The organism is Klebsiella sp. P1CD1, assembly GCF_003790505.1.
GTDB lineage: Bacteria > Pseudomonadota > Gammaproteobacteria > Enterobacterales > Enterobacteriaceae > Klebsiella > Klebsiella variicola.
In genome coordinates, this window is sequence record NZ_CP033631.1 from 3,970,881 (window position 1) to 3,992,629 (window position 21,749).

20 protein-coding genes are annotated in these 21,749 nt (G+C 58.4%); 11 read left to right on the forward strand and 9 right to left on the reverse strand.

The window, feature by feature from the left end; all coding sequences use genetic code 11:
* Positions 1–79: 79 nt before the first annotated feature.
* Positions 80–2,275 (forward strand): mechanosensitive channel protein, encoded by a 2,196-nt coding sequence (gene ybiO / locus DTA24_RS19750; protein ID WP_123837035.1) that lies wholly within the window; start codon positions 80–82, stop codon positions 2,273–2,275.
* On the opposite strand, the gene rlmF is transcribed toward ybiO, so the two are convergent.
* Positions 2,276–3,190, reverse strand: coding sequence for a 23S rRNA (adenine(1618)-N(6))-methyltransferase RlmF (rlmF, locus tag DTA24_RS19755; RefSeq protein WP_123837036.1), 915 nt, complete (start codon positions 3,188–3,190; stop codon positions 2,276–2,278).
* Between the two features lie 96 nt (positions 3,191–3,286).
* On the opposite strand from rlmF, the gene DTA24_RS19760 reads away from it, so the two are divergent.
* From DTA24_RS19760 to ybiJ, 4 genes are all read left to right on the forward strand, one after another.
* Positions 3,287–3,901 carry a flavin reductase family protein gene (locus DTA24_RS19760; RefSeq protein WP_023339820.1) on the forward strand — a complete coding sequence of 205 codons (615 nt, stop codon included), beginning with the start codon at positions 3,287–3,289 and terminating at the stop codon, positions 3,899–3,901.
* A 139-nt stretch (positions 3,902–4,040) separates the two neighbouring features.
* The gene (locus tag DTA24_RS19765; RefSeq protein WP_016160534.1) at positions 4,041–4,301 is read left to right on the forward strand and encodes a DUF1471 domain-containing protein; all 261 of its coding nucleotides are present in this window, start codon (positions 4,041–4,043) and stop codon (positions 4,299–4,301) included.
* Positions 4,302–4,321: 20 nt separating this feature from the next.
* Positions 4,322–4,588, forward strand: coding sequence for a DksA/TraR family C4-type zinc finger protein (locus DTA24_RS19770; protein WP_002895824.1), 267 nt, complete (start codon positions 4,322–4,324; stop codon positions 4,586–4,588).
* Between the two features lie 285 nt (positions 4,589–4,873).
* Positions 4,874–5,134, forward strand: coding sequence for a DUF1471 family protein YbiJ (ybiJ, locus tag DTA24_RS19775; RefSeq protein WP_004176772.1), 261 nt, complete (start codon positions 4,874–4,876; stop codon positions 5,132–5,134).
* Between the two features lie 108 nt (positions 5,135–5,242).
* Here the strand turns inward: ybiJ and ybiB are convergent, their stop codons facing one another.
* The 7 genes from ybiB to DTA24_RS19810 form a co-directional block, all read right to left on the reverse strand.
* Positions 5,243–6,211, reverse strand: a complete 969-nt coding sequence (gene ybiB, locus DTA24_RS19780) for a DNA-binding protein YbiB (RefSeq protein WP_008805768.1) — start codon at positions 6,209–6,211, stop codon at positions 5,243–5,245.
* Positions 6,212–6,240: 29 nt separating this feature from the next.
* Positions 6,241–8,397 carry an ATP-dependent DNA helicase DinG gene (gene dinG / locus DTA24_RS19785; RefSeq protein WP_032735011.1) on the reverse strand — a complete coding sequence of 719 codons (2,157 nt, stop codon included), beginning with the start codon at positions 8,395–8,397 and terminating at the stop codon, positions 6,241–6,243.
* Between the two features lie 187 nt (positions 8,398–8,584).
* Positions 8,585–9,940 (reverse strand): ATP-dependent RNA helicase RhlE, encoded by a 1,356-nt coding sequence (rhlE, locus tag DTA24_RS19790; RefSeq protein ID WP_123837037.1) that lies wholly within the window; start codon positions 9,938–9,940, stop codon positions 8,585–8,587.
* Positions 9,941–10,155: 215 nt separating this feature from the next.
* Positions 10,156–11,148, reverse strand: a complete 993-nt coding sequence (locus DTA24_RS19795) for a transketolase family protein (protein WP_023297256.1) — start codon at positions 11,146–11,148, stop codon at positions 10,156–10,158.
* Positions 11,148–11,993, reverse strand: a complete 846-nt coding sequence (locus DTA24_RS19800; protein WP_023297255.1) for a transketolase — start codon at positions 11,991–11,993, stop codon at positions 11,148–11,150. The genes DTA24_RS19795 and DTA24_RS19800 overlap by 1 nt, the downstream gene beginning before the upstream one ends.
* Before the next feature lie 13 nt (positions 11,994–12,006).
* Positions 12,007–12,756, reverse strand: a complete 750-nt coding sequence (locus DTA24_RS19805) for an SDR family NAD(P)-dependent oxidoreductase (RefSeq protein ID WP_016160530.1) — start codon at positions 12,754–12,756, stop codon at positions 12,007–12,009.
* A 50-nt stretch (positions 12,757–12,806) separates the two neighbouring features.
* Complete coding sequence (locus DTA24_RS19810) at positions 12,807–14,138, reverse strand: MFS transporter (protein WP_012542385.1); 1,332 nt, start codon at positions 14,136–14,138, stop codon at positions 12,807–12,809.
* Between the two features lie 419 nt (positions 14,139–14,557).
* Between DTA24_RS19810 and DTA24_RS19815 the strand changes: the two genes are divergently transcribed.
* The 6 genes from DTA24_RS19815 (at position 14,558) to DTA24_RS19840 (ending at position 21,300) form a co-directional block, all read left to right on the forward strand.
* A complete protein-coding gene (locus DTA24_RS19815) occupies positions 14,558–15,481 on the forward strand; it encodes a LysR substrate-binding domain-containing protein (RefSeq protein ID WP_123837038.1) in 924 nt (307 codons plus the stop codon).
* Between the two features lie 73 nt (positions 15,482–15,554).
* Positions 15,555–16,214, forward strand: coding sequence for a transcriptional regulator CecR (cecR, locus tag DTA24_RS19820; protein WP_008805760.1), 660 nt, complete (start codon positions 15,555–15,557; stop codon positions 16,212–16,214).
* Positions 16,214–17,209: a secretion protein HlyD gene (gene hlyD, locus DTA24_RS19825; protein WP_117119367.1), complete on the forward strand. Its 996-nt coding sequence runs from the start codon at positions 16,214–16,216 to the stop codon at positions 17,207–17,209. Before cecR ends, hlyD begins: the two co-directional genes overlap by 1 nt.
* A complete protein-coding gene (locus DTA24_RS19830) occupies positions 17,202–18,941 on the forward strand; it encodes an ATP-binding cassette domain-containing protein (RefSeq protein ID WP_012968663.1) in 1,740 nt (579 codons plus the stop codon). The genes hlyD and DTA24_RS19830 overlap by 8 nt, the downstream gene beginning before the upstream one ends.
* On the forward strand, positions 18,931–20,064 hold the full coding sequence (locus DTA24_RS19835; protein WP_008805757.1) for an ABC transporter permease: 1,134 nt from the start codon (positions 18,931–18,933) through the stop codon (positions 20,062–20,064). The genes DTA24_RS19830 and DTA24_RS19835 overlap by 11 nt, the downstream gene beginning before the upstream one ends.
* A 129-nt stretch (positions 20,065–20,193) precedes the next feature.
* Positions 20,194–21,300 carry an ABC transporter permease gene (locus DTA24_RS19840; protein ID WP_012542389.1) on the forward strand — a complete coding sequence of 369 codons (1,107 nt, stop codon included), beginning with the start codon at positions 20,194–20,196 and terminating at the stop codon, positions 21,298–21,300.
* Here DTA24_RS19840 and DTA24_RS19845 read toward each other — a convergent pair.
* Complete coding sequence (locus tag DTA24_RS19845) at positions 21,262–21,672, reverse strand: YbhQ family protein (protein WP_012542390.1); 411 nt, start codon at positions 21,670–21,672, stop codon at positions 21,262–21,264. The two genes, DTA24_RS19840 and DTA24_RS19845, sit on opposite strands and share 39 nt — an antisense overlap.
* Between the last annotated feature and the right edge of the window lie 77 nt (positions 21,673–21,749).

Sequence of the window (21,749 nt, forward strand, 5' to 3'; positions counted from 1 at the left end):
CGCTTTTCCAGATTCCTCTTCCCTCCCCTTCCGCCATCGGCTTCTATACTTACCCGTTTACGTTGCAACGGAGGTGCCCATGCCGTGGATCCTGCTTTTGCTCGCAGCACTGTTTACTGCCCCGCTTTCCGCCGCCGCCCTGCCCGGCGTGCCGACAGCTAACGCCGATAAAACCAGCGCCAGCGAACCCGATGCGGAACAGAAAAGAGCGGCCTACGCCGCGCTGGCTGACGTGCTGGCTAACGACAGCGCCCGTCAGGAGCTCATTGACCAGCTGCGTAAAGCAGCCGCCACGCCGCCGCCAGACAGCACCCCGACACTGACGCCGCCGGCGGTGAAAGAAGAGACCACGGTGCTGGAGAACGTCACGCAGATCAGCCGGGAATACGGCGAGCAGCTCTCGTCTCGCTTCTCTCAACTGTGGCGCAATATAACCGGCTCACCGCATAAACCTTTTAATTCGCAAACCTTCACCAGCGCGGCCTGGCATTTTTTACTGCTGGCCGGCCTGGTCTTTGCCTTCTGGTGGCTGGTGCGTCTTGCGGCGCTGCCGCTGTATCGCAAAATGGGTGAATGGGGGCGGCATAAAAACCGCGATCGCGGAAACTGGCTCCAGCTGCCCCTGACCATCGCCGGGGCGTTTGTTATCGACCTGCTGCTGCTGGCGCTGACCCTGTTTGTCGGCCAGTTGTTAAGCGATCGCCTGAATAGTAATAACCCCACCATCGCCTTCCAGCAGAGTCTTTTCCTCAATGCCTTCGCGTTGATCGAGTTTTTTAAAGCCATTCTGCGGCTCATTTTCTGCCCGCGCATCCCGGCGCTCCGGCCTTTTAACCTCAGCGACGAAGCCGCGTCATACTGGAGCCTGCGCCTGAGCGCGCTCAGCAGCCTGATTGGCTATGGCCTGATCGTCGCGGTGCCGATTATCTCCAATCAGGTGAATGTTCAGGTTGGCGCGCTGGCTAACGTCGTCATCATGCTGTGCATTACGCTGTGGGCGCTGTACCTGATTTTTCATAACAAGACCTTGATTACGCAGGGTCTAATCCATCTGGCCGACCGTTCGCTCTCCTTCTTTAGCCTGTTTATCCGCGCCTTCGCGCTGGTCTGGCACTGGCTGGCCTGCGCCTACTTTGTGGTGCTCTTTTTCTTCTCCCTGTTCGACCCGGGCAATAGCCTGAAATTCATGATGGGCGCCACCCTGCGCAGCCTGGCCATTATCGGCGGCGCGGCGCTGGTGTCCGGCATCCTGTCGCGCTGGATAGCCAAAACCATCACCCTGTCACCCGCCACCCAGCGCAATTATCCTGAGCTGCAAAAGCGGCTGAATGGCTGGATCTCCGCCTCGCTGAAGGCCGCGCGCATTCTCACCGTCTGCGTCGCCGTCATGCTGCTGCTGAGCGCCTGGGGCCTGTTTGACTTCCGCGAATGGCTGCATAACGATGCCGGGCAAAAAACGGTGGATGTGCTGATCCGCATCGCCCTCATCCTCTTCTTCTCTGCCATCGGCTGGACGGTGCTGGCCAGCCTGATCGAAAACCGGCTGGCCTCGGATATCCATGGCCGCCCGCTGCCCAGCGCGCGGGCCCGGACGCTGCTGACCCTGTTTCGCAACGCGCTGGCGGTGGTGATCAGCACCATCACGGTGATGATCCTGCTTTCGGAGATTGGGGTTAACATTGCGCCGCTGCTGGCGGGCGCCGGGGCGTTAGGGCTGGCGATTTCGTTTGGCGCGCAAACGCTGGTTAAAGATATTATCACCGGCATATTTATCCAGTTTGAGAACGGGATGAATACCGGCGACCTGGTCACCATCGGCCCTTTGACCGGCACCGTGGAACGAATGTCGATTCGCTCCGTGGGGGTACGGCAGGATACCGGCGCCTATCACATTATTCCCTGGTCCTCGATCACCACTTTTGCCAACTTCGTGCGCGGCATTGGCTCGGTAGTCGCCAACTATGATGTCGACCGTCATGAGGATCTGGATAAAGCCAGCCAGGCGCTGAAGGCGGCGGTGGACGATCTGCTGGCCCAGGAGGAGATCCGCGGCCTGATCATTGGCGAACCGTCGTTCGCCGGGCTGGTGGGGCTGAGCAATACCGCCTTTACGCTACGCGTCAGCTTCACTACCCTGCCGCTGAAGCAGTGGACGGTGCGCTTTGCCCTCGACACTCAGGTGAAAAAGCACTTCGATCGCGCCGGGGTTCGCGCCCCGGTACAGACCTGGCAACAGCTGCCGATGCCGGGCTCAGACAGCCCGGCCGCCGAGTAGTTAGAACGGACGGCGGCGTTTGGCGTCGTCCATAAAGCTCCAGGCGATAAAGCGGCTCTGCTTTTGACCCTGGGCCATCTCTTTTTTCACCACTTTCACGGCCCCAACCTCGGTCAGCAGGCGGTAGAGCGGCGGCAGATTATCGCCGCGCGACACCAGCGAGGTAAACCATTTCACCTGGCGGGCGAAGGCCTGACTTTCGCGGATCATCTGCGAGATAAAGGCCACTTCGCCTCCTTCGCACCACAGCTCCTGCTGCTGACCGCCAAAGTTAAGCGCGCTGTCGGCGCCGAGTCCGAGATTGCGGCGCTTGCGCTCACCGCCTGCCCGGGCGCTCTCTGCGGAGTCATGGAACGGCGGATTACACAGCGTGGCGTCATAGGTCTCGTTTTTGTGGATCACGCCGTGGAAGATGGCCTGGCTCTCTTTTTGCCGACGCAGACGGATCTGCCGGGTCAATCCGGGGTTGCCATTGACAATCGCCTGCGCGCTGGCGAAGGCTTCCGTGCTGATTTCGCTGCCGGTAAAGCGCCAGCCGTACTCGTGAACGCCGATCAGGGGATAGATGAGGTTGGCGCCGGTGCCAATATCAAGGATCGTGGCTTGCTTCGGCACCTCGCCACTATCCTGCGCCAGCAGATCCGCCAAATGATGAATATAATCGGCACGCCCGGGCACCGGCGGACAGAGAAAACCGTCAGGAATGTCCCAGTGTTTGACCGCGTAGAAATGCGCCAGCAGCGCTTTATTCAACGCCTTTACTGCCTGCGGATTGGCAAAATCAATGGTCTGCTCACCCAGCGGATTGAGCGTAATGTATCCCTGCAGGTCAGGATGCGCCTGGCAGAGCGCAGGCAGGTCGTAGCGTTGATGGTGGCGGTTACGCGGGTGTAACCCCGGTTTCTGGGCTTTCATGACAATCTCCTTTGAACAGCCGCGTAAGATACCCGTTGACGGCGGCGCGGTAAATAAGGGAGTCTGGATATCTCCTTTATCCGTGACAGGTGCAGCATGTACTTTTATCAACCTTCGCAGGGCCACGGCCTGCCGCACGACCCGCTGAACGCGATAATCGGGCCTCGCCCGATAGGCTGGATCGCCTCGCAGGACGCCGAGGGCCAGCGAAATCTGGCGCCATACAGCTTTTTTAACTGCTTTAACTATCGCCCGCCGATCATTGGTTTCGCCAGCAGTGGCTGGAAAGACAGCGTGCGAAATATCGTCGAAACAAAGGAGTTCGTCTGGAACCTGGCGACGCGACCGCTGGCCATGGCGATGAATGAAACGTCTGCCTCGATCCCGCACGATGAGGACGAGTTCGTGCGCGCCGGTCTCACCGCCGCCGCCAGCCGCCTGGTCAGCGCCCCCCGAGTCGCGGAGAGTCCGGTGAACTTTGAGTGCCGTCTGTCGCAGTGTATTCAACTCACCACCGCCGACGGTAACCCTGTTGATACGTGGCTGGTGCTCGGCGAAGTGGTCGCCGTGCATATTGATGAATCACTGCTGGACAACGGCATCTATCAAACCGCCCGCGCCCAGCCGATCCTGCGCGCCGGAGGTCCGAGCGCCTATTACAGTATTGATGATAGTCTGCGTTTTGACATGATCCGCCCTGACGCCCGCTAAATAATCTACCGGCCAGAGTACCGCTGCCCTGCGCCGGTAGCCTACAAAACGCCTTGTTTTGCATTAAAAATCCCCTATCGCACGGTCTGGAAAGACCTACACTTAAGCTATGTCCCATGCTGTTTATGAGGATATACTGATGAAAATCACCTCGCTGCTATTCGCCGCTGCGCTCACCGCTCATGCCACCGCGGCCTCTCCCCTGCCACCGACACCCGTACTGCCCTATGCCGGGCCGCTCCGCCCTGTCGGCACCGTCTCCGCCTCCGGTGCCAGCACCCTTGATGATCTGGTGGCCGCCCTCGCGGATAAGGCCCACCGCCAGGGGGCGATAGCCTGGCGGGTCAATGCCGCCAGCAGCGGTAACCGACTGCACGGTTCAGCTATAATTTATCAATAACCTTTCACAGGAGGCAGACGATGGCATCAGGTTGGGCAGGCGATGGGGCCGTTCAGGATCAGATCGACAGCACCATTGACGATGCGGTGGCTCGCGCGCGCCGCGAGCTTCCGCGCGGCGAAAGCAACAAATTTTGTGATGAATGTGGGGAGCCGATTCCGGAGGCCCGTCGACAGGCCATCCCAGGGGTCAGATATTGCGTGAAGTGCCAGCAGGAGAAAGATTTACATAACAATACATTTTCAGGATATAATCGCCGCGGATCCAAGGATAGCCAGCTACGCTGACTTTCCTTTACCGTTCATGACAGCCTTTCGCATTATCTTTTCGCGCACATTTTTTGGCGGAAAAAGTCGCAATATGTGCCCTTAAACGCGTCGGTCTTCCTCGCTACGCTTCGTGACGAAAAGAATGAGAAATAATTTATTAATAATCAGTAAATTATTAATCATTCAAAAAATTCGATGAAGACTGTGAATTTCCTTCGATTTTATCTCCCGCAAAAAAGCGTGATACTTATCACATCGACGGAACATCGTCCCCTGAACAGAACAACCTGCGAGAGATTAACTATGAAAAACATCAAATATGCTGCCGCTGCCATCGCTCTGACCGCCCTTTCCTTCGGCGCCTTTGCCGCCGAACCGGTCACCCCCGCTCAGGCAGAAAGCATGAATAAAATCGGTGTGGTGTCTGCGCAAGGCGCAACCACTTTAGATGGTCTGGAAGCAAAACTGGCTGCTAAAGCCGAAGCCGCTGGCGCGACCGGCTACAGCATTACTTCCGCTAACACCAACAACAAACTGAGCGGTACTGCGGTTATCTATAAATAATCGCTGTTCCCTCTGTAAGCCACTGAATTAACCCTGAAAAGACCTTTAATACCCTTGCCTTGCCCGTCCGAGCCACCGGACGGGCTTTTTTTTATCCTGCAGATCCGATCACCAGCAGTCGTTGACGCGGCTGAGGCCCTGCTCCAGGGTGGTGACTTCCCCGCTGGCCAGCAGACAACAGGCAAGCTGAATTTTCAACGAGTGGGGCACCGGTTCGACGCCGGCGACGCAGCGCTCGATCCAGCGCGCCGTGACCTCGGGATCTTTCGAGGCCGGCAGGACCACCGCCTCCGCTGCCGTCTCAGTCTGGCGTTCGTACAGCACCCGCACGCCCTGCTCATCGATCAGGCTGATCTGCGGGCAGCGCTGCGGGTTGGCATACACTTCGCCCTCGGTACCGTGCATCAACAGCGCGCGGCCACCGGTCTCACGAAAGAAGTTCGCCACCCGCGGAACATATTCCGGATGCGACACGCTGGAGAGACGCAATGCCTCCGCTTCGCCAAACGGTGTAGCCAGCTTGGCCAGGGTATGGGCGCTGTTGCGCACGCCCATCCGCCAGCGCATCGCCAGCTGTTTCTCCAGCGGCGGACAGAAAGCCCCCACCGGGATATACACCGGTTCATGGCCCTCCAGCTGCGCCTGAGCCTGTCCGGCGTGCCGGGTGGCCGGAATATCCAGCAGGGTAAAAATGGTCTCGGTCAGCACCCGGGTGGGATCGTGACTGACGCCGTGAACCACCACCGGAAACCCCAGCTTGTGCAGAAGCATCGCCAGCAGCGGCGTCAGGTTGGCCTGCTTGCGCGCGCCGTTGTAGCTGGGGATGACAATCGGCATCGGCTTGCCGGCCGGCGGGGTCAGGCGCAGCGTATGCTGCTGCATCGCCGCGTAAAACCCTTTCATCTCCGCTTCGCCTTCGCCTTTGATGCGCAGGGCGATTAATATTCCCCCCAGCTCCAGCTCCGGCACCTCGCCGTCCAGCATCCGCGCATAGAGCGCACGGGCGGTCTCTTCATCGAGGTCGCGGGCATGATTCTTACCGCGACCCACCTCTTTTATAATTTTGCTGTACTCCATGGCTCCCCCTGGTGCATCACGCGCCGGCGTCAGCGACGTTTGCGGCCTGACTGTTTTGCTGTCTGTTTTGCTTTCCGTTTTACTATAACCTCCGGGACGCCCGGCTGCTCTATGGGAAAAACAGGTAACGCGTTCAGTAGACGCGCGCCATAGTTTTTGGTCAACAGACGCTTATCGTAAATCACCACCTCTCCCCAGCAGTGATGGCTGCGGATCAGACGCCCCACCTGCTGAATAAGATTAAAGGAGGCGCTGGGCAAACTCTGTACCTCGAAAGGGTAACGATTAAGGCTTTTCAGCCATTCGCCTTCGGTGATCACTACCGGGCTGTCGATGGGCGGAAAGGCGATTTTATGGATATGTACCTGGCTTAGCAGATCGCCCTTTAAATCCAGCCCTTCGGCAAAGGACTGCAGACCCACCAGCACGCTGCGCTCGCCGCTTTCCACCCGTTTGCGATGCAGCTCCACCAGCCGATAGCGCGGCTGGTCGCCCTGCACCAGCAGTATCAGGCGCAGATCGGTCACATGCTCCAGGAAGCGGTTCATCGCCCGCCCGCTGGCAAACAGCACCAGCATCCCGAGATGTTTCTTGCTCTCTACCTGCTGGCGAAAATAGGCCGCCATCTCGGCAATGTGCTGCTCTTCGTTATCCATCAGCGGTTCATAGCGCATTTGAGGAATAATAATTTTCCCCTGCTCCACGTGGTTGAACGGCGAATCCAGCGCCACGAAGCGGTCACCCGCTTTCTCCTTCAGACCACTCATCTCCTGCAGGCGCGAGAAGCTGTTTAGCGAGCGCAGCGTCGCTGACGTCACAACGATATGCGGCACGCTGCGCCACAGCAGCCGTTCCAGCTGATCGCTGACGCGGATGCCGACACAGTGGAACCAGACATGGATCTGGCCGTCGCGCACCACTCGCGTCGCCCATTTGGTTACCGGCGCGCCTGAGGATTGCGCCAGCGACGCCAGGCGCCATAGCTTGCTTTGGCTTTCAAACATGCCGAGCGCGCGGTTCATCTGCAGCAGCACCCGATGCAGGCGCACCACGTCATGGCTGCCGGTCTTTTCGCTGAGATCGTTAAGAAACAGCTCCGCCAGCCCGCGCAGCATCTCGGTGAGCTTCGCCAGCCGCTGGCAGATCTCCATCACCTCCTGCGGCAGTTCGCCCATCGGGAAGCGATGCTCCGCTTCCTGACCGGCGGGCATGTAGAGATTGAGAATATTATTCAACGACGCAATCAGCTCGAACAGCTCTTCGCAATGGCCGGTGAGCCGCTCCGGATTGGCCAGCGGCGGTGTGGTTTTCGGACGAAACTGCTCCATGCAGGTGGCGACCAGCTTGCAGAACAGATCCAGCTGCAGGCGAAACCAGGGGGCGGTGATCTCGGCGCTCATCTCCAGCGCGTCGCGGGCGACGTCCGGCAGATGATGGCCTTCATCGAGGACCAACAGCAGGTTTTTCGGCTCCGGCAGCACTGCCTCGCTCTCCATCGCCGCCATCACCAGCGCATGGTTGGCCACCACCACTTCCGCCTCCTGAATTTCCCGCCGTGCCACGAAGAACGGGCACTCGCGATAGTAGTGGCAGTTGCGGTTCAGGCAGCTGGCCTTATCGGTGCTCAGCCGGCTCCACAGCGCGTCATCGATGGCTTTATCGGTATGATCGCGCAGGCCGTCCCAGCGGTAGCTGTCGAGGTCCTGCTTCAGGGTCGCACACAGCTTCTGCTCGGCCTGGTTGTTCGGGGTGAGATCGTCATCGAGGAAGGCCAGCAGATCCTGCTGCGACGGCTCGGTGCTGGCCAGCGCCGTCAGGTTACGCGGACAGACGTAGCGCCCACGACCGAAGGCGGCGGTAAAGCGCAGGTCGGGAATAATTTTACGCAGCAGCGGCAGGTCTTTACTGTAGATTTGATCCTGCAGGGCGACGTTGGCGGTGCTGACCACCAGCGTTTTTTGTTCCTCCCGGGCGATGGCGATGCCCGGGATCAGGTATGACAGCGTTTTACCTACGCCGGTCGGCGCTTCGATAGCCAGATGCCTGCCCTCTTCCCCGGCGAGAGTTTTCGCCACATCGGCGATCATCTGCCGCTGCGGGGGGCGGGGAATAAAGTCCGGGATCTGTTCCTGAAGCGCCTTATACCAGGCGGCGATTTGCGCTTTCAGCGCAGCGGTCAAAGCCATGAGAAAACCTGAATACTGTATAAACAGCCACTATTGTGCCATTTTTGCCCGCCTGGAGGTATTGCTTTCTGCTGAGTGTGGAAGCGTGCTCGACAAATAGTGTAATGGAAAGAAAAAGGCCCGCCGCCGCGTAGCGGACAGACGGGCCTGAGCCGGGCCGCGTTATCGCGGCCGGGGCATCAGCGTGTTATTCGCCAGCCGGTTTACGCGGACGACGGCGGCGCGGCGGTTTGCCGTCCTGCGTACGCGCTTTCGGCGCCTCGCCGTCCTGACGGCGCGGGGCGCTGTTCTGGCTGCGCGGCTGTCCGCTGCGTCCCTGACCCTGGCCACCGCGTCCCTGACCTTGCCCACGACCGCCGCCGCGCTGCTGGCGACCGTTCTGGATAGGTTCGGCTTTAATGGACGGATCCGGCTCATAGCCGGCAATCGCGATGCGCGGGATCTCTTTTTTCAGCAGGCGCTCGATATCGCGCAGCAGCTTATGCTCATCCACACACACCAGCGACAAGGCTTCACCGGTGGCCGCCGCGCGACCGGTACGGCCGATACGGTGGACGTAATCTTCCGGTACGTTCGGCAGCTCGTAGTTCACCACGTGCGGCAGCTCTTCGATATCCAGACCACGGGCGGCGATATCGGTCGCCACCAGCACGCAAATGCCGCCGGATTTAAAGTCGGCCAGCGCGCGGGTACGCGCTCCCTGGCTCTTGTTGCCATGGATCGCCGCGCTGCGGATGCCGTCTTTATTAAGCTGCTCCGCGAGGTGGTTGGCGCCATGCTTGGTGCGGGTAAACACCAGCACCTGCTGCCAGTTGCCTTCGCCGATCAGCTGCGACAACAGTTCGCGCTTGCGGTTCTTATCAACGAAATGGACGTGCTGGGTGATCTGCTCGGACGCGGTGTTGCGACGCGCCACTTCCACTTCCAGCGGGTTGTGCAGCAGTTTCTCGGCCAGGCCCTTGATCTCGTCGGAGAAGGTGGCCGAGAACAGCAGGTTCTGTCGACGCGCCGGCAGTTTAGCCAGTACGCGACGGATGTCATGGATAAAGCCCATATCCAGCATGCGGTCCGCTTCGTCCAGCACAAGGATTTCCACGCTATCAAGGCTGACCGCGTTCTGATGTTCGAGGTCCAGCAGACGGCCCGGGGTGGCAACGAGGATGTCGACGCCACCGCGCAGCTTCATCATCTGCGGGTTGATGCTCACGCCGCCGAATACCACCAGCGAGCGAATATTCAGGTACTTGCTGTAATCGCGGACGTTCTCGCCCACCTGCGCCGCCAGCTCACGGGTCGGGGTCAGGATCAGCGCGCGTACCGGACGGCGACCCTTTGCGTGCGGCTCTTTGTCAATCAGGCGCTGCAGCAGCGGCAGGGTAAAGCCCGCCGTCTTACCGGTACCGGTCTGGGCGCTGGCCATCAGGTCGCGCCCCTGCATTACTGCCGGGATCGCCTGCTGTTGGATAGGGGTCGGCTCAACGTAGCCCTGCTCAGCGACAGCGCGCAGGATATCGGGATTCAGGCCAAGGGAATCAAAAGACATAACAACTCCGAACCGCCCCGGCCCGGTGAAGGGCGTAGTTTTCAGGGAGATTATTGCGATAAGAAATGGCAAAAACCACAATGCCATGAAGGGGCGCAGTCTAGCAGATTTTGTGACAGGCCGCATAAAATCTGCAAAAGAATACCGCGCCTGGCTGGCGGGCATGAGAAGGCCGCTGAGCGCGCTCAGCGGCCTGGTGCGTCATGGCAAAGCGATTAACGCAGACGATACTTAAGTTTTTCAACGATCTTCGCGGTGGAGATGCCATAACGATCGTGAAGGGTCGGCAGCGCGCCGGCTAACAGGAACGCGTCGGGCAGCCCCACAGTATCCAGCTCACAGCGCACACCCTTACGCATCAACAGCGCGGCCACCGCCTCCCCCAGGCCGCCGACCGCGGTGTGGTTTTCCGCAGTCACCACCAGACGACCTGGCTTCGACGCCTGTTCAATAATCGCTTTTTCATCCAGCGGTTTGATGGTCGGCACGTGCAGGACCGCCACGCTGATGTTATCGGCCCGCAGCTTATCAACCGCCTCCAGCGCGCGCATGGTCATCAGCCCGGAGGAGATGATCAGCACATCGTTGCCGTCCTCCAGCAGCTTTGCTTTACCCAGTTCGAACTGATAGTCGTATTTATCCAGCACCAGCGGCACCTTACCGCGCAGCAGGCGCATATACACCGGCCCCTGGTGATCGGCAATGGCCGGCACCGCCTGCTCTATCTCCAGCGCATCGCAAGGATCGACGATGACCATGCCGGGGATACCGCGCATAATCGCCAGATCTTCAGTGGCCTGATGGCTGGGGCCATAACCGGTCGTCAGGCCCGGCAGCGCCGCGCAGATCTTCACGTTCAGATGCTCTTCGGCGATGACCTGATGAATAAAATCATAGGCGCGACGGGTTGCAAAGGCGGCATAGGTGGTGGCGAAAGGAATAAATCCCTCCTTCGCCATTCCCCCCGCCGCCGCCATCAGCAGCTGCTCGGCCATGCCCATCTGGAAGAAACGATCCGGGAAGGCCTGGGCGAAAATATGCAGATCGGTATATTTTGACAGGTCCGCGGTCATGCCGACGATTTCCGGACGCTGCGCCGCCAGTTTTGACAGCGCGACGCCGAAGGGCGCAGAGATGGTCGCCTGGCCTTCATCGGCAATCGAGGCGATCATCGCCGACGTTTTTAAACGGGGTTGACTCTGGCTCATTACAGCACTCCTTCTGGTTTGTTAGCGTCCAGCACCGCAATCGCTTTTTGCCATTCGTCGGCATCGACGCGAATAAAATGGTTTTTATCGCGGGTTTCGAGGAACGGCACCCCTTTGCCCATCAGCGTGTCGCATAAAATGACCCGCGGCTGGTTGCCGGAATAACTTTTCGCGTTGTCAAAAGCGGCCATCACCGCCGGCAGATCGTTACCGTCCACGCGCTGTACGTACCAGCCGAAGGCGGCCCATTTATCCTGCAGCGGCTCAAAGCCGAGGATTTTGCGCGAATCACCGTCCGCCTGCTGTTTGTTGACGTCGACAAGGTTAATCAGGTTGCTCAGGCCATAGTGAGCCGCCGACATCGCCGCTTCCCAGGTCGACCCTTCGTCCAGCTCCCCATCGGACATGGAGTTATAGACCCAGGCCGTGCTCTGTTTCTGCCGCAGCCCTAGCGCCATGCCGACGGCAATGGACAGCCCCTGTCCCAGCGAACCGCCGGACATCTCCATCCCCGGGGTGTAGGTCGCCATGCCGGACATCGGCAGGCGGCTGTCGTCGGAGCCGTAAGTTTCCAGCTCGGCTTCCGGGATAATGCCCGCCTCCAGCAGCGCGGCATAATAAGCGATAGCGTAATGGCCATGAGAGAGCAGGAAGCGATCGCGCCCCTCCCACTCGGGATCTTCCGGACGATAGGTCATGGCGTGGCTGAAGGCGGTGGCCAGCACATCGGCATAGCCCAGCGCCTGGCCGATATAGCCCTGCCCCTGCACTTCCCCCATTTGCAGGGCGTAACGGCGAATACGCCACGCCGCCGCGGCGACTTTTTGTGATTCGGTCATCTTCATCTGTTTGCCTCGCTTAGTGAATTAACATGCCGCCGTTAACGTCCAGGGTGATACCGGTGGAGTAGGAAGAGAGGTCGCTGCCGAGGAACAGCGCGGCGCGCGCGATGTCTACCGCGTCGCCGAGGCGGTTCATTGGGATCCCGGCAAGAATGTTGGCCGTCATGTCGTCGGTCAGCTTGCCGGCGGTAATGTCGGTCTGAATCAGCCCCGGGGTGATGCAGTTAACGCGGACGTTATCCGGGCCAAGCTCGCGCGCCATCGCCCGCGCCAGACCCAGCACCCCGGCTTTTGCCGCGCTGTAGTGCGGGCCGCCGAAGATACCGCCGCCGCGCTGGGCGGAAACGGACGAGATGCAGACGATGCTGCCGGATTTTTGCGCCCGCATGGTGGGAATAACCGCCTGCGACATCAGCAGCGTACCGCGCAGGCTGACATCAAGTACCGCGTCATAGTTGGCGCGCTTGATCTCCATCAGCTTCAGCGGCTGGGTAATCCCGGCGTTATTCACCAGCACATCAACCCGGCCATATTTCGCCAGAATTTGTTCGATGGCCGCCTGTACCTGCACTTCATCAGCGACGTTCGCCGCCAGGCCGAGATGGCCTTCGCCTAATGCCGCCGCCGCGGTTTTGCTGGCTTCACCATTGAGGTCGATAATGACCACTTTCGCGCCGTTGTCGGCGAATAATTTCGCGGTGGCGAAACCCAAACCGCGAGCGGAGGCCGCGCCAGTAATAATGGCGACTTTATCTTCTAATAACATAGTTTCACTCCATGACATTACGTCATATTAATTAACAGGATATATTTCCGTTATTGTGGTTCATCGAGGAAAAGAATCACCACCAAACCAATGGCGGCGCAGATACCAAAATAGGTAAATACAGAATTAAAACTCCCGGTTTTATCAAGTAAGAAACCGGCTGCCATCGGCGCGACAAATCCACCGAGGTTGCCGCCGCTATTAATTATGGAAGAGGCGATTGGATAGGTTTTGCTGTCCGAAACGGCCATACCGTAGGCGGTAAAAGCCGGCCAGCCGATATTCAAACAAAAACCGACAAAAAATAATCCAATACAGACCGCCAGGGTGCTTGCCGGGATATTCAGCATAATTAACATCATGACCACCGTTGACACGGCAGTAAACATCATGGTGGGTTTACGTCGGCGGCCCAGGACTTTATCTGAAATCCACCCGCCGCCAATCGCGCCAATAAAGCCGCCGATGCACGGCATACTGGCCACGAAACCCATACTCATTACATCAAAGCCACGCTCTTTGACTAAGTACAGCGGGATCCAGGTTAATAATCCGTACAGCACGCTAACCATCATAAAATACGCCAGGCAGTCACCGAGAATATTTTTTGAGGTGAATAAGCCTTTCGCCGTATCAATTGGCGCCATCTTCTTTACCCGAATGATTTTATCCAGCCAGGTGAATCGATCGGCAATTAATATATTTTCGCGTACGCTATTATTATGACTTTCACGCCCGGCATTAATCTCTGCCAGTTCACTTTGTGAAACAAATCCGCTTTCTGATGGCTTTGACTTCACCAATAGATACCAGGCTATCGCTGCCACAATCCCGGGTATCGCGAAGGAGAAAAAGACCCACCGCCAGCCCCAGGTCACCGCAATCCACACCGCCAGCGGCGGGACAATAATCGGCGCAAACATGGTCGCCGCGATGTAAACGCCGGTTGCTGTGGCTTTCTCTTTTGGTGGAAACCAGTTATTTATGGTGGAAGCCAGCCCCACCGGGCAAGGCCCTTCGCTTAGCCCCAGTCCCAGCCGCACCAGCTTCAGGCCAAACACGGAGCTCACCGTGCCCATCAGCCAGGTAAAGGCGGAGAAGCCGAAAATGGACAGCGAAACCAGCCCCCGGGTACCGCGTTTGGCGATGAAAAAACCGGCCGGGATCTGGCTTACCGCATAGCCGAGGAAAAACATACTGGCGATGGCCCCGGCTTCAAAATTATTGATATGAAACTCATCAATGATAAACGGCAGAACCGCGCCAATATTGGTTCTGTCGGCGTAATTGATGGCATACACCAGGAAAATCATCGTCAAAACCACGAAACGATATTTCGTTTTCCTGGCGTCAGTACAGACTAGTGTATCTATACGTGACATAGGGTTTCCTCATCTTATACCTCATCCACTTCGCTGCCCGTTGCCGCTTCGGATCACCGCGTTTTCACTTTCCATACAGCAGCAAAAGATAAATATCTTTTCGCTCAGCTAAACAGGTGGTTAGGTGTTTTATAATGGCGATCTCAACGCATCGCCGTTTGTGATCAGGCCTGTGAGAGGAATATAACAACCCCAAAATGAAACGGTATTCAAAAAACCTCAATTATGATTGAGAAAAATTGAGTTAGTGACTTCCCGCAAATTTTTAGTTTTTACTGACACGCGCGCTTTTAACGAGATAAATTGTTAAGCCCATCACAAATTAAAATCATTTTTTTCCTTTTCCCTATGCTGGCTATCACGACTGCGCCACGCTGTTCGCTATTTTCTTTTAGAAACGCCCAGCCCAGGATGCTGCCATGAGTCAACCGCTGCCCAATAAAAATTTGCCGATGCCCTCTTTACGCAATATCCAGGCCTTTATTGAAGTCGCCGCTACCGGCAGCCTCAACCTGGCCGCAGAGAATCTCAATATTACCGCCTCGGCGGTCAGCCATCAGATAGCCAGCCTGGAGCACTTTCTGGGGAAAAAACTGTTCTCCCGCAGCAGTAAAGGCGTCATGTTAACGGCGGTGGGAGAAAAATATCTCAAAGAGGTCTCCGGGGCGCTGAATATGATTGGCCAGGCCACCAGCCAGGTGATCAATGATATCCATCAGGATTATTTACGTATTCACTCGGCGCCGAGCTTCGGCCTGCTGTGGTTGATGCCTCGCCTGGATAAATTTCGCCAGGCGTGGCCGGAGTTAAAAATCAGCCTGACCTGTTCCTACGAAAGCATCCAGTTCTCCCGGGATAATATTGATATCGATATTCGTCACGGGCTATCACAGTGGCCAACGCTGTTGGTCAGAACCATTAAAAATGAGCGCGTCCTGCCCTACAGCGCAGCGTCTTATTTAGCCAGCCATCCTGTGCATGCGGTGGAAGATCTGCTGGCCTGCGATCTGATCCACTCCGACAGCACCTTAATTAACTGGAGCAGTTGGCTGTCGTGGCACAAGGTCCGCGGCTGGCATAAAAACTTCATTTTTAATTTCGACCGGTCGTACATGAGCATCGAGGCGGCCAGAATGGGGATGGGCGTGATCCTCGAAAGCAATCTGCTGGCCGGCGGGCACGTGCGTCAGGGGCAGCTGACGCCGGTATTTGACGACGAGCGGAGTATGCCGGTCGGCGCGCACCACTTCGTTCTTCCCCATGCCAATGAACAGAAGGAGAAGGTCCAGCGTTTCTTCGCCTGGGTCGCCGGGGAGCTGAAGGAGGAAGGGTTCCATATTTGATCCCGGCTGGTGGACAAACCGCCGATCGAGGCCTAAAGTTAATCAATCGATTGATTAACTTTTACCGAGCGCGATGACCAGTAAAGGCGAACAGGCAAAAAATCAGCTTATCGCGGCCGCTATCGCCCAGTTTGGCGAGTATGGTCAGCATGCCACCACCCGCGATATCGCCGCCCAGGCCGGGCAGAATATCGCCGCTATCACCTATTATTTTGGCTCGAAAGACGACTTATATCTCGCCTGTGCCCAATGGATCGCCGATTTTATCGGCGACAATTTTCGCCCACAGGCCGAAGCGGCGGAGGCCCTGCTCGCCGGGAAGTCGCCGGATCGCCAGGCAATACGCGCCCTCATTCTCAACGCCTGCCATAACATGATCCTGCTGCTGACCCAGGATGATACGGTCAACTTAAGCAAATTCATTTCCCGTGAGCAGCTGGCGCCGACCGCCGCCTACCATCTGATCCACCAGCAGGTGATCGCCCCCCTGCACCACTATCTCACCCGGCTGATTGCCGCCTGGACAGGCCGCGATGCCGGTGATACGCAAATGATCCTCCACACCCACGCCCTGCTGGGCGAGGTGCTGGCTTTCCGTCTTGGGCGTGAAACCATCCTGCTGCGCACCGGCTGGACGCAGTTTGACGCGCAAAAGACCGAACAGATTTTCGAGGTCATTACCTGTCATATCGATTTCATTCTGCATGGGTTATCGCAAAGGAGTTTGGGCTGATGAAAAAACCCGTCGTCGTCATTCTGTTGATCGTGATTCTTCTCGCCGCGCTGGGCGGCGGCTGGTGGTGGTACCAGAGCAGCCGGCAGCAGCCGCTGACCCTGTATGGCAATGTCGATATCCGCACCGTCAACATGAGCTTCCGCGTCGGCGGCAGACTGGCTTTGCTGACCGTCGACGAAGGCGACAGCATCCGCGCCGGGCAAACTCTCGGCGAGCTTGATCGCGCGCCGTATGAAAATGCCCTGCTGCAGGCCCAGGCCAACGTCTCTACCGCCCAGGCGCAGTATGACCTGATGATGGCCGGCTACCGCGCGGAAGAGATTGCCCAGGCCGCGGCGGCGGTGAAACAGGCGCAGGCCGCTTACGACTATGCGCAAAACTTTTATCAGCGCCAGCTCGGGCTGCGCGCCAGCAGCGCGATTTCCGCCAACGATCTGGAGAACGCCCGCTCCTCACGCGACCAGGCGCAGGCAACGCTCAAATCGGCGCAGGATAAACTGCGTCAGTATCGCGCCGGTAACCGCCCGCAGGAGATTGCCCAGGCCAAAGCCAGTCTGGAACAGGCGCAGGCGGCGCTGGCCCAGGCCAAACTGGACCTGCACGATACCGTGCTCACCGCCCCTTCCGACGGTACGCTGATGACCCGCGCCGTCGAGCCCGGCACCATGCTCAACGCCGGCGGCACCGTACTGACGCTGTCGTTAACCCATCCGGTATGGGTCCGCGCCTATGTTGACGAAAAAAACCTTGGTCAGGCGCAGCCGGGACGTGAAGTGCTGCTGTATACCGACAGCCGGCCGGATAAGCCCTATCACGGCAAAATCGGCTTTGTCTCGCCAAGCGCTGAATTCACGCCGAAGACCGTTGAAACGCCGGATCTGCGTACCGACCTCGTTTATCGTCTGCGTATTGTGGTGAACGATGCCGACGGCGCCCTGCGCCAGGGGATGCCGGTGACCGTCTCCTTTAACCACGGGAACGGACATGAGTGAGGCCATCATTGCCTTAAACGGTCTGAGCCGCCGTTTTCCCGGAATGGACAGGCCAGCGGTGGCGCCGCTCACCTGCACGATCCACGCCGGCTACGTCACCGGGCTGGTGGGGCCCGACGGCGCGGGGAAAACCACCCTGATGCGAATGCTGGCCGGTTTGCTCAAGCCTGATGAGGGCCGCGCCAGCGTGATCGGCTTCGACCCGCTAAAAGACGACAGCGCCCTGCACGCGGTGCTCGGCTATATGCCGCAGAAGTTCGGCCTGTATGAAGATCTGACGGTGATGGAAAACCTGACCCTGTACGCCGACCTGCGCAGCGTCACCGGCGAGGCGCGGAAGAAAATTTTCGACCGTCTGCTGGAGTTCACCTCCCTTGGCCCGTTCACCGAACGGCTGGCAGGCAAGCTTTCCGGCGGCATGAAGCAAAAGCTGGGGCTCGCCTGTACCCTGGTGGGCGACCCGAAAGTACTGCTGCTGGATGAGCCCGGCGTCGGCGTCGACCCTATCTCGCGCCGCGAGCTGTGGCAGATGGTGCACGAGCTGGCCGGCGACGGCATGCTGATCCTGTGGAGCACCTCCTATCTCGATGAAGCGGAACAATGCCGCGACGTGCTGCTGATGAACGAAGGCAAACTGCTCTACCAGGGTGAGCCGACGGCGCTGACGCAAACCATGGCCGGGCGCAGTTTCCTCGTCTCCAGCCCACAGGAAAACAACCGCCGTCTGCTGCAGCGGGCGCTGAAGCTGCCGCAGGTCAGCGATGGCGTGATCCAGGGCAAATCGGTGCGCCTGATCCTGAAAAAGGACGCCCGCATTGAGGAAGTCCAGCAGCATGGCGACATGCCGCCGCTGCAGGTGGCCGACACCGCGCCGCGCTTTGAAGATGCGTTTATCGATCTGCTCGGCGGAGCGGGAACCGCCGAATCGCCGTTGGGAGCGATTATCCATCGTGTTGACGGCAGCAAAGACGAAACGGTCATTGAAGCCCAGTCGTTAACGAAAAAGTTTGGTGATTTCGCCGCTACCGACCACGTCGATTTCCAGGTTAAGCGCGGTGAAATTTTCGGCCTGCTCGGCCCCAACGGCGCCGGGAAATCCACCACCTTCAAAATGATGTGCGGCCTGCTGGTGCCCACCTCCGGCAAAGCGCTGGTGCTGGGGATGGATCTTAAGGTCAGCTCTGGCAAGGCGCGCCAGCATCTGGGCTATATGGCGCAAAAATTTTCGCTGTACGGCAACCTCAGCGTCGAGCAGAACCTGCGCTTTTTCTCCGGCGTCTATGGCCTGCGCGGCCGGGCGCAAAATGAAAAAATTGCCCGAATGAGCGATGCCTTTGGCCTGAAAAGTATCGCCCGTCACGCCGCCGACGAGCTGCCGCTCGGCTACAAGCAGCGGCTGGCGCTGGCCTGCTCGCTGATGCATGAGCCCGATATTCTGTTTCTCGATGAACCGACCTCCGGCGTCGACCCCCTCACCCGCCGCGAGTTCTGGCTGCATATCAACAGCATGGTCGATAAAGGGGTGACGGTGATGGTGACCACCCACTTTATGGATGAGGCGGAATACTGCGACCGTATCGGGCTGGTTTACCACGGTAAACTTATCGCCAGCGGCACCCCGGACGCGCTGAAGGCCCAGGCGGCGGATGACAGCCAGACGGACCCGACCATGGAGCAGGCGTTCATTACCCTGATTAACCGCTGGGATAAGGAGAATAGCCATGAGCAATAGCATTCTCTCCTGGCGGCGGGTCCGCGCCCTGTGCGTCAAAGAGACCCGGCAGATCGTCCGCGATCCCAGCAGCTGGCTGATCGCGGTGGTGATCCCGCTACTCCTGCTGTTTATCTTCGGCTATGGCATTAACCTCGACTCCAGCAAACTGCGGGTCGGCGTATTGCTGGAGCAACAGAGCGAAGAGGCGCTGGATTTCGTCCATACCATGACCGGCTCGCCCTATATCGACGCCACGGTCAGCGATAATCGCCAGCAACTGATTCAAATGATGCAGGCCGGGCGCATCCGCGCCATGGTGGTCATTCCGGTGGACTTCGACCGCCAGATGGCCCGCGCCGGCGCCGACGCACCGCTGCAGCTCATCACCGACGGCAGCGAGCCCAATACCGCTAACTTCGCTCAGGGCTACGTGGAAGGTATCTGGCAGATCTGGCAGCAGCAGCGGGCGGAAGACCGCGGCGAAACCTTTGAACCGCTGATCGACGTGCAGATGCGCTACTGGTTTAACCCGGCGGCTATTAGCCAGCACTTTATTATCCCCGGCGCAATTACCATCATCATGACCGTGGTCGGCGCGATCCTGACCTCGCTGGTGGTGGCGCGCGAATGGGAGCGCGGCACCATGGAGGCGCTGCTGTCGACGGAGATCACCCGCGCCGAACTGCTGCTGTGCAAGCTCATTCCCTACTATTTCCTCGGCATGCTGGCGATGTTGCTCTGTATGCTGGTGTCGGTATTTATTCTCGGCGTGCCCTATCGCGGCTCGCTGCCGATCCTGTTTGTCATCACCAGTCTGTTTTTGCTCAGCACCCTGGGGATGGGGCTGCTGATCTCAACCATTACCCGCAACCAGTTTAACGCCGCGCAGGTGGCGCTGAATGCCGCGTTTTTACCGTCGATTATGCTGTCCGGGTTTATTTTCCAGATAGACAGTATGCCGGCGGTGATCCGCGCGGTGACCTACGTGATCCCGGCGCGCTATTTCGTCAACACCCTGCAAAGCCTATTTCTGGCGGGCAATATTCCGGTGGTGCTGCTGGTGAATGTGCTGTTTTTGATTGCGTCGGCGGTGATGTTTATCGGCCTGACGTGGCTGAAAACCAAGCGGCGTCTGGATTAGGTTTTGCCCGGTGGCGCTGCGCTGACCGGGCCTACGGTTTAACCAACATCGATTATACGGTTCGCCGATCCCCCAGGCCGGGCAAACGCAGTGCCGCCCGGCGTGGTTGAATGGGCCAAAGGAGCAATTATGTTTCACCGTTTATGGACATTGATCCGCAAAGAGCTGCAGTCGCTGCTGCGCGAGCCGCAAACGCGGGCAATTTTAATCATGCCGGTGCTGATTCAGGTATTGTTGTTTCCCTTTGCCGCGACGCTGGAGGTGACCAACGCCACCATCGCCATCTACAACGAAGACAGCGGCCGCCACGCGGTGGAACTCACTCAGCGCTTCGCCCGCGCCAAAGCCTTTACCCACGTCCTGTTGCTGAAAAGCCCGCAAGCGATCCAGCCGACCATCGATGAACAAAAAGCCCTGCTGGTGGTACGCTTCCCGGCGGATTTCTCGCGTAATCTCGACAACTATCAAACCGCCCCGCTGCAGCTCCTGCTCGACGGGCGCAACTCCAACAGCGCGCAAATCGCCGCCAACTACCTGCAGCAGATCGTAAAAAACTATCAGCAGGAGCTGCTGGAGGGGAAAGCGAAGCCGAACAACAGCGAACTGGTGGTGCGCAATTGGTACAACCCGAATCTCGACTATAAGTGGTTCGTGGTGCCGTCGCTTATCGCCATGATCACCACCATCGGAGTGATGATCGTGACGTCGTTGTCGGTGGCCCGTGAGCGCGAACAGGGTACCCTCGATCAGCTGCTGGTCTCGCCCCTCGCCACCTGGCAAATCTTCGTTGGCAAAGCAGTGCCGGCGCTGATCGTCGCCACCCTGCAGGCGACTATCGTGCTGGCGATTGGTATCTGGGCCTATCAGATCCCGTTTGCCGGCTCGCTGCTGCTGTTCTATTTCACGATGGTGATTTATGGCTTATCGCTGGTGGGCTTCGGTTTATTGATTTCATCGCTGTGCGCCACCCAGCAGCAGGCGTTTATCGGCGTGTTCGTCTTTATGATGCCGGCGATCCTGCTTTCGGGCTACGTTTCACCGGTGGAAAATATGCCGCAGTGGCTGCAGGATCTGACCTGGATAAACCCGATCCGCCATTTTACCGATATCACCAAGCAAATTTATCTGAAGGATGCGAGTCTGAAGATTGTGTGGGGAAGTTTGTGGCCGCTACTGGTCATAGCGGCCACCACCGGCTCAGCGGCGTATGCGATGTTCCGAAGAAAGATTGCGTAGTTTTTTATCTTTCGCCAGCAGCGAGACCACCGCCGGGCCTGCCAGTATCACCAGCCCGGCGAGGGCCAGCAGCAGGTTGTTGTGCAGCACGCGCGACAGCAGCCACAGCGCTATCATGGCCGCGCCAAAGTACCAGGTGGTGGTGAGCTCCTCAAGGAAGTCTCCCACATCGCGCCAGCGCGCCTCGTGGTGACGCTGCAAAAACAGCATCGCCAGCAGCGTGACGCTATAGAGGACGCACAGCCCCAATCCGACGCGCACCAGCGCGCCGCTCATCCATCCCATCACCAGCACTGCCACGACCAGTAGATGCAACATAATCTGCCAGCAACTAAGACCTGTTGCGACGCGTACACGTTGTTGCCACTTCATGGCTTCTCTCCTGAAGGATTTTTCTCTGCTACTCAGAGTACCGCACTTTACGGAAAATTCCGTAACACCGCATCTTT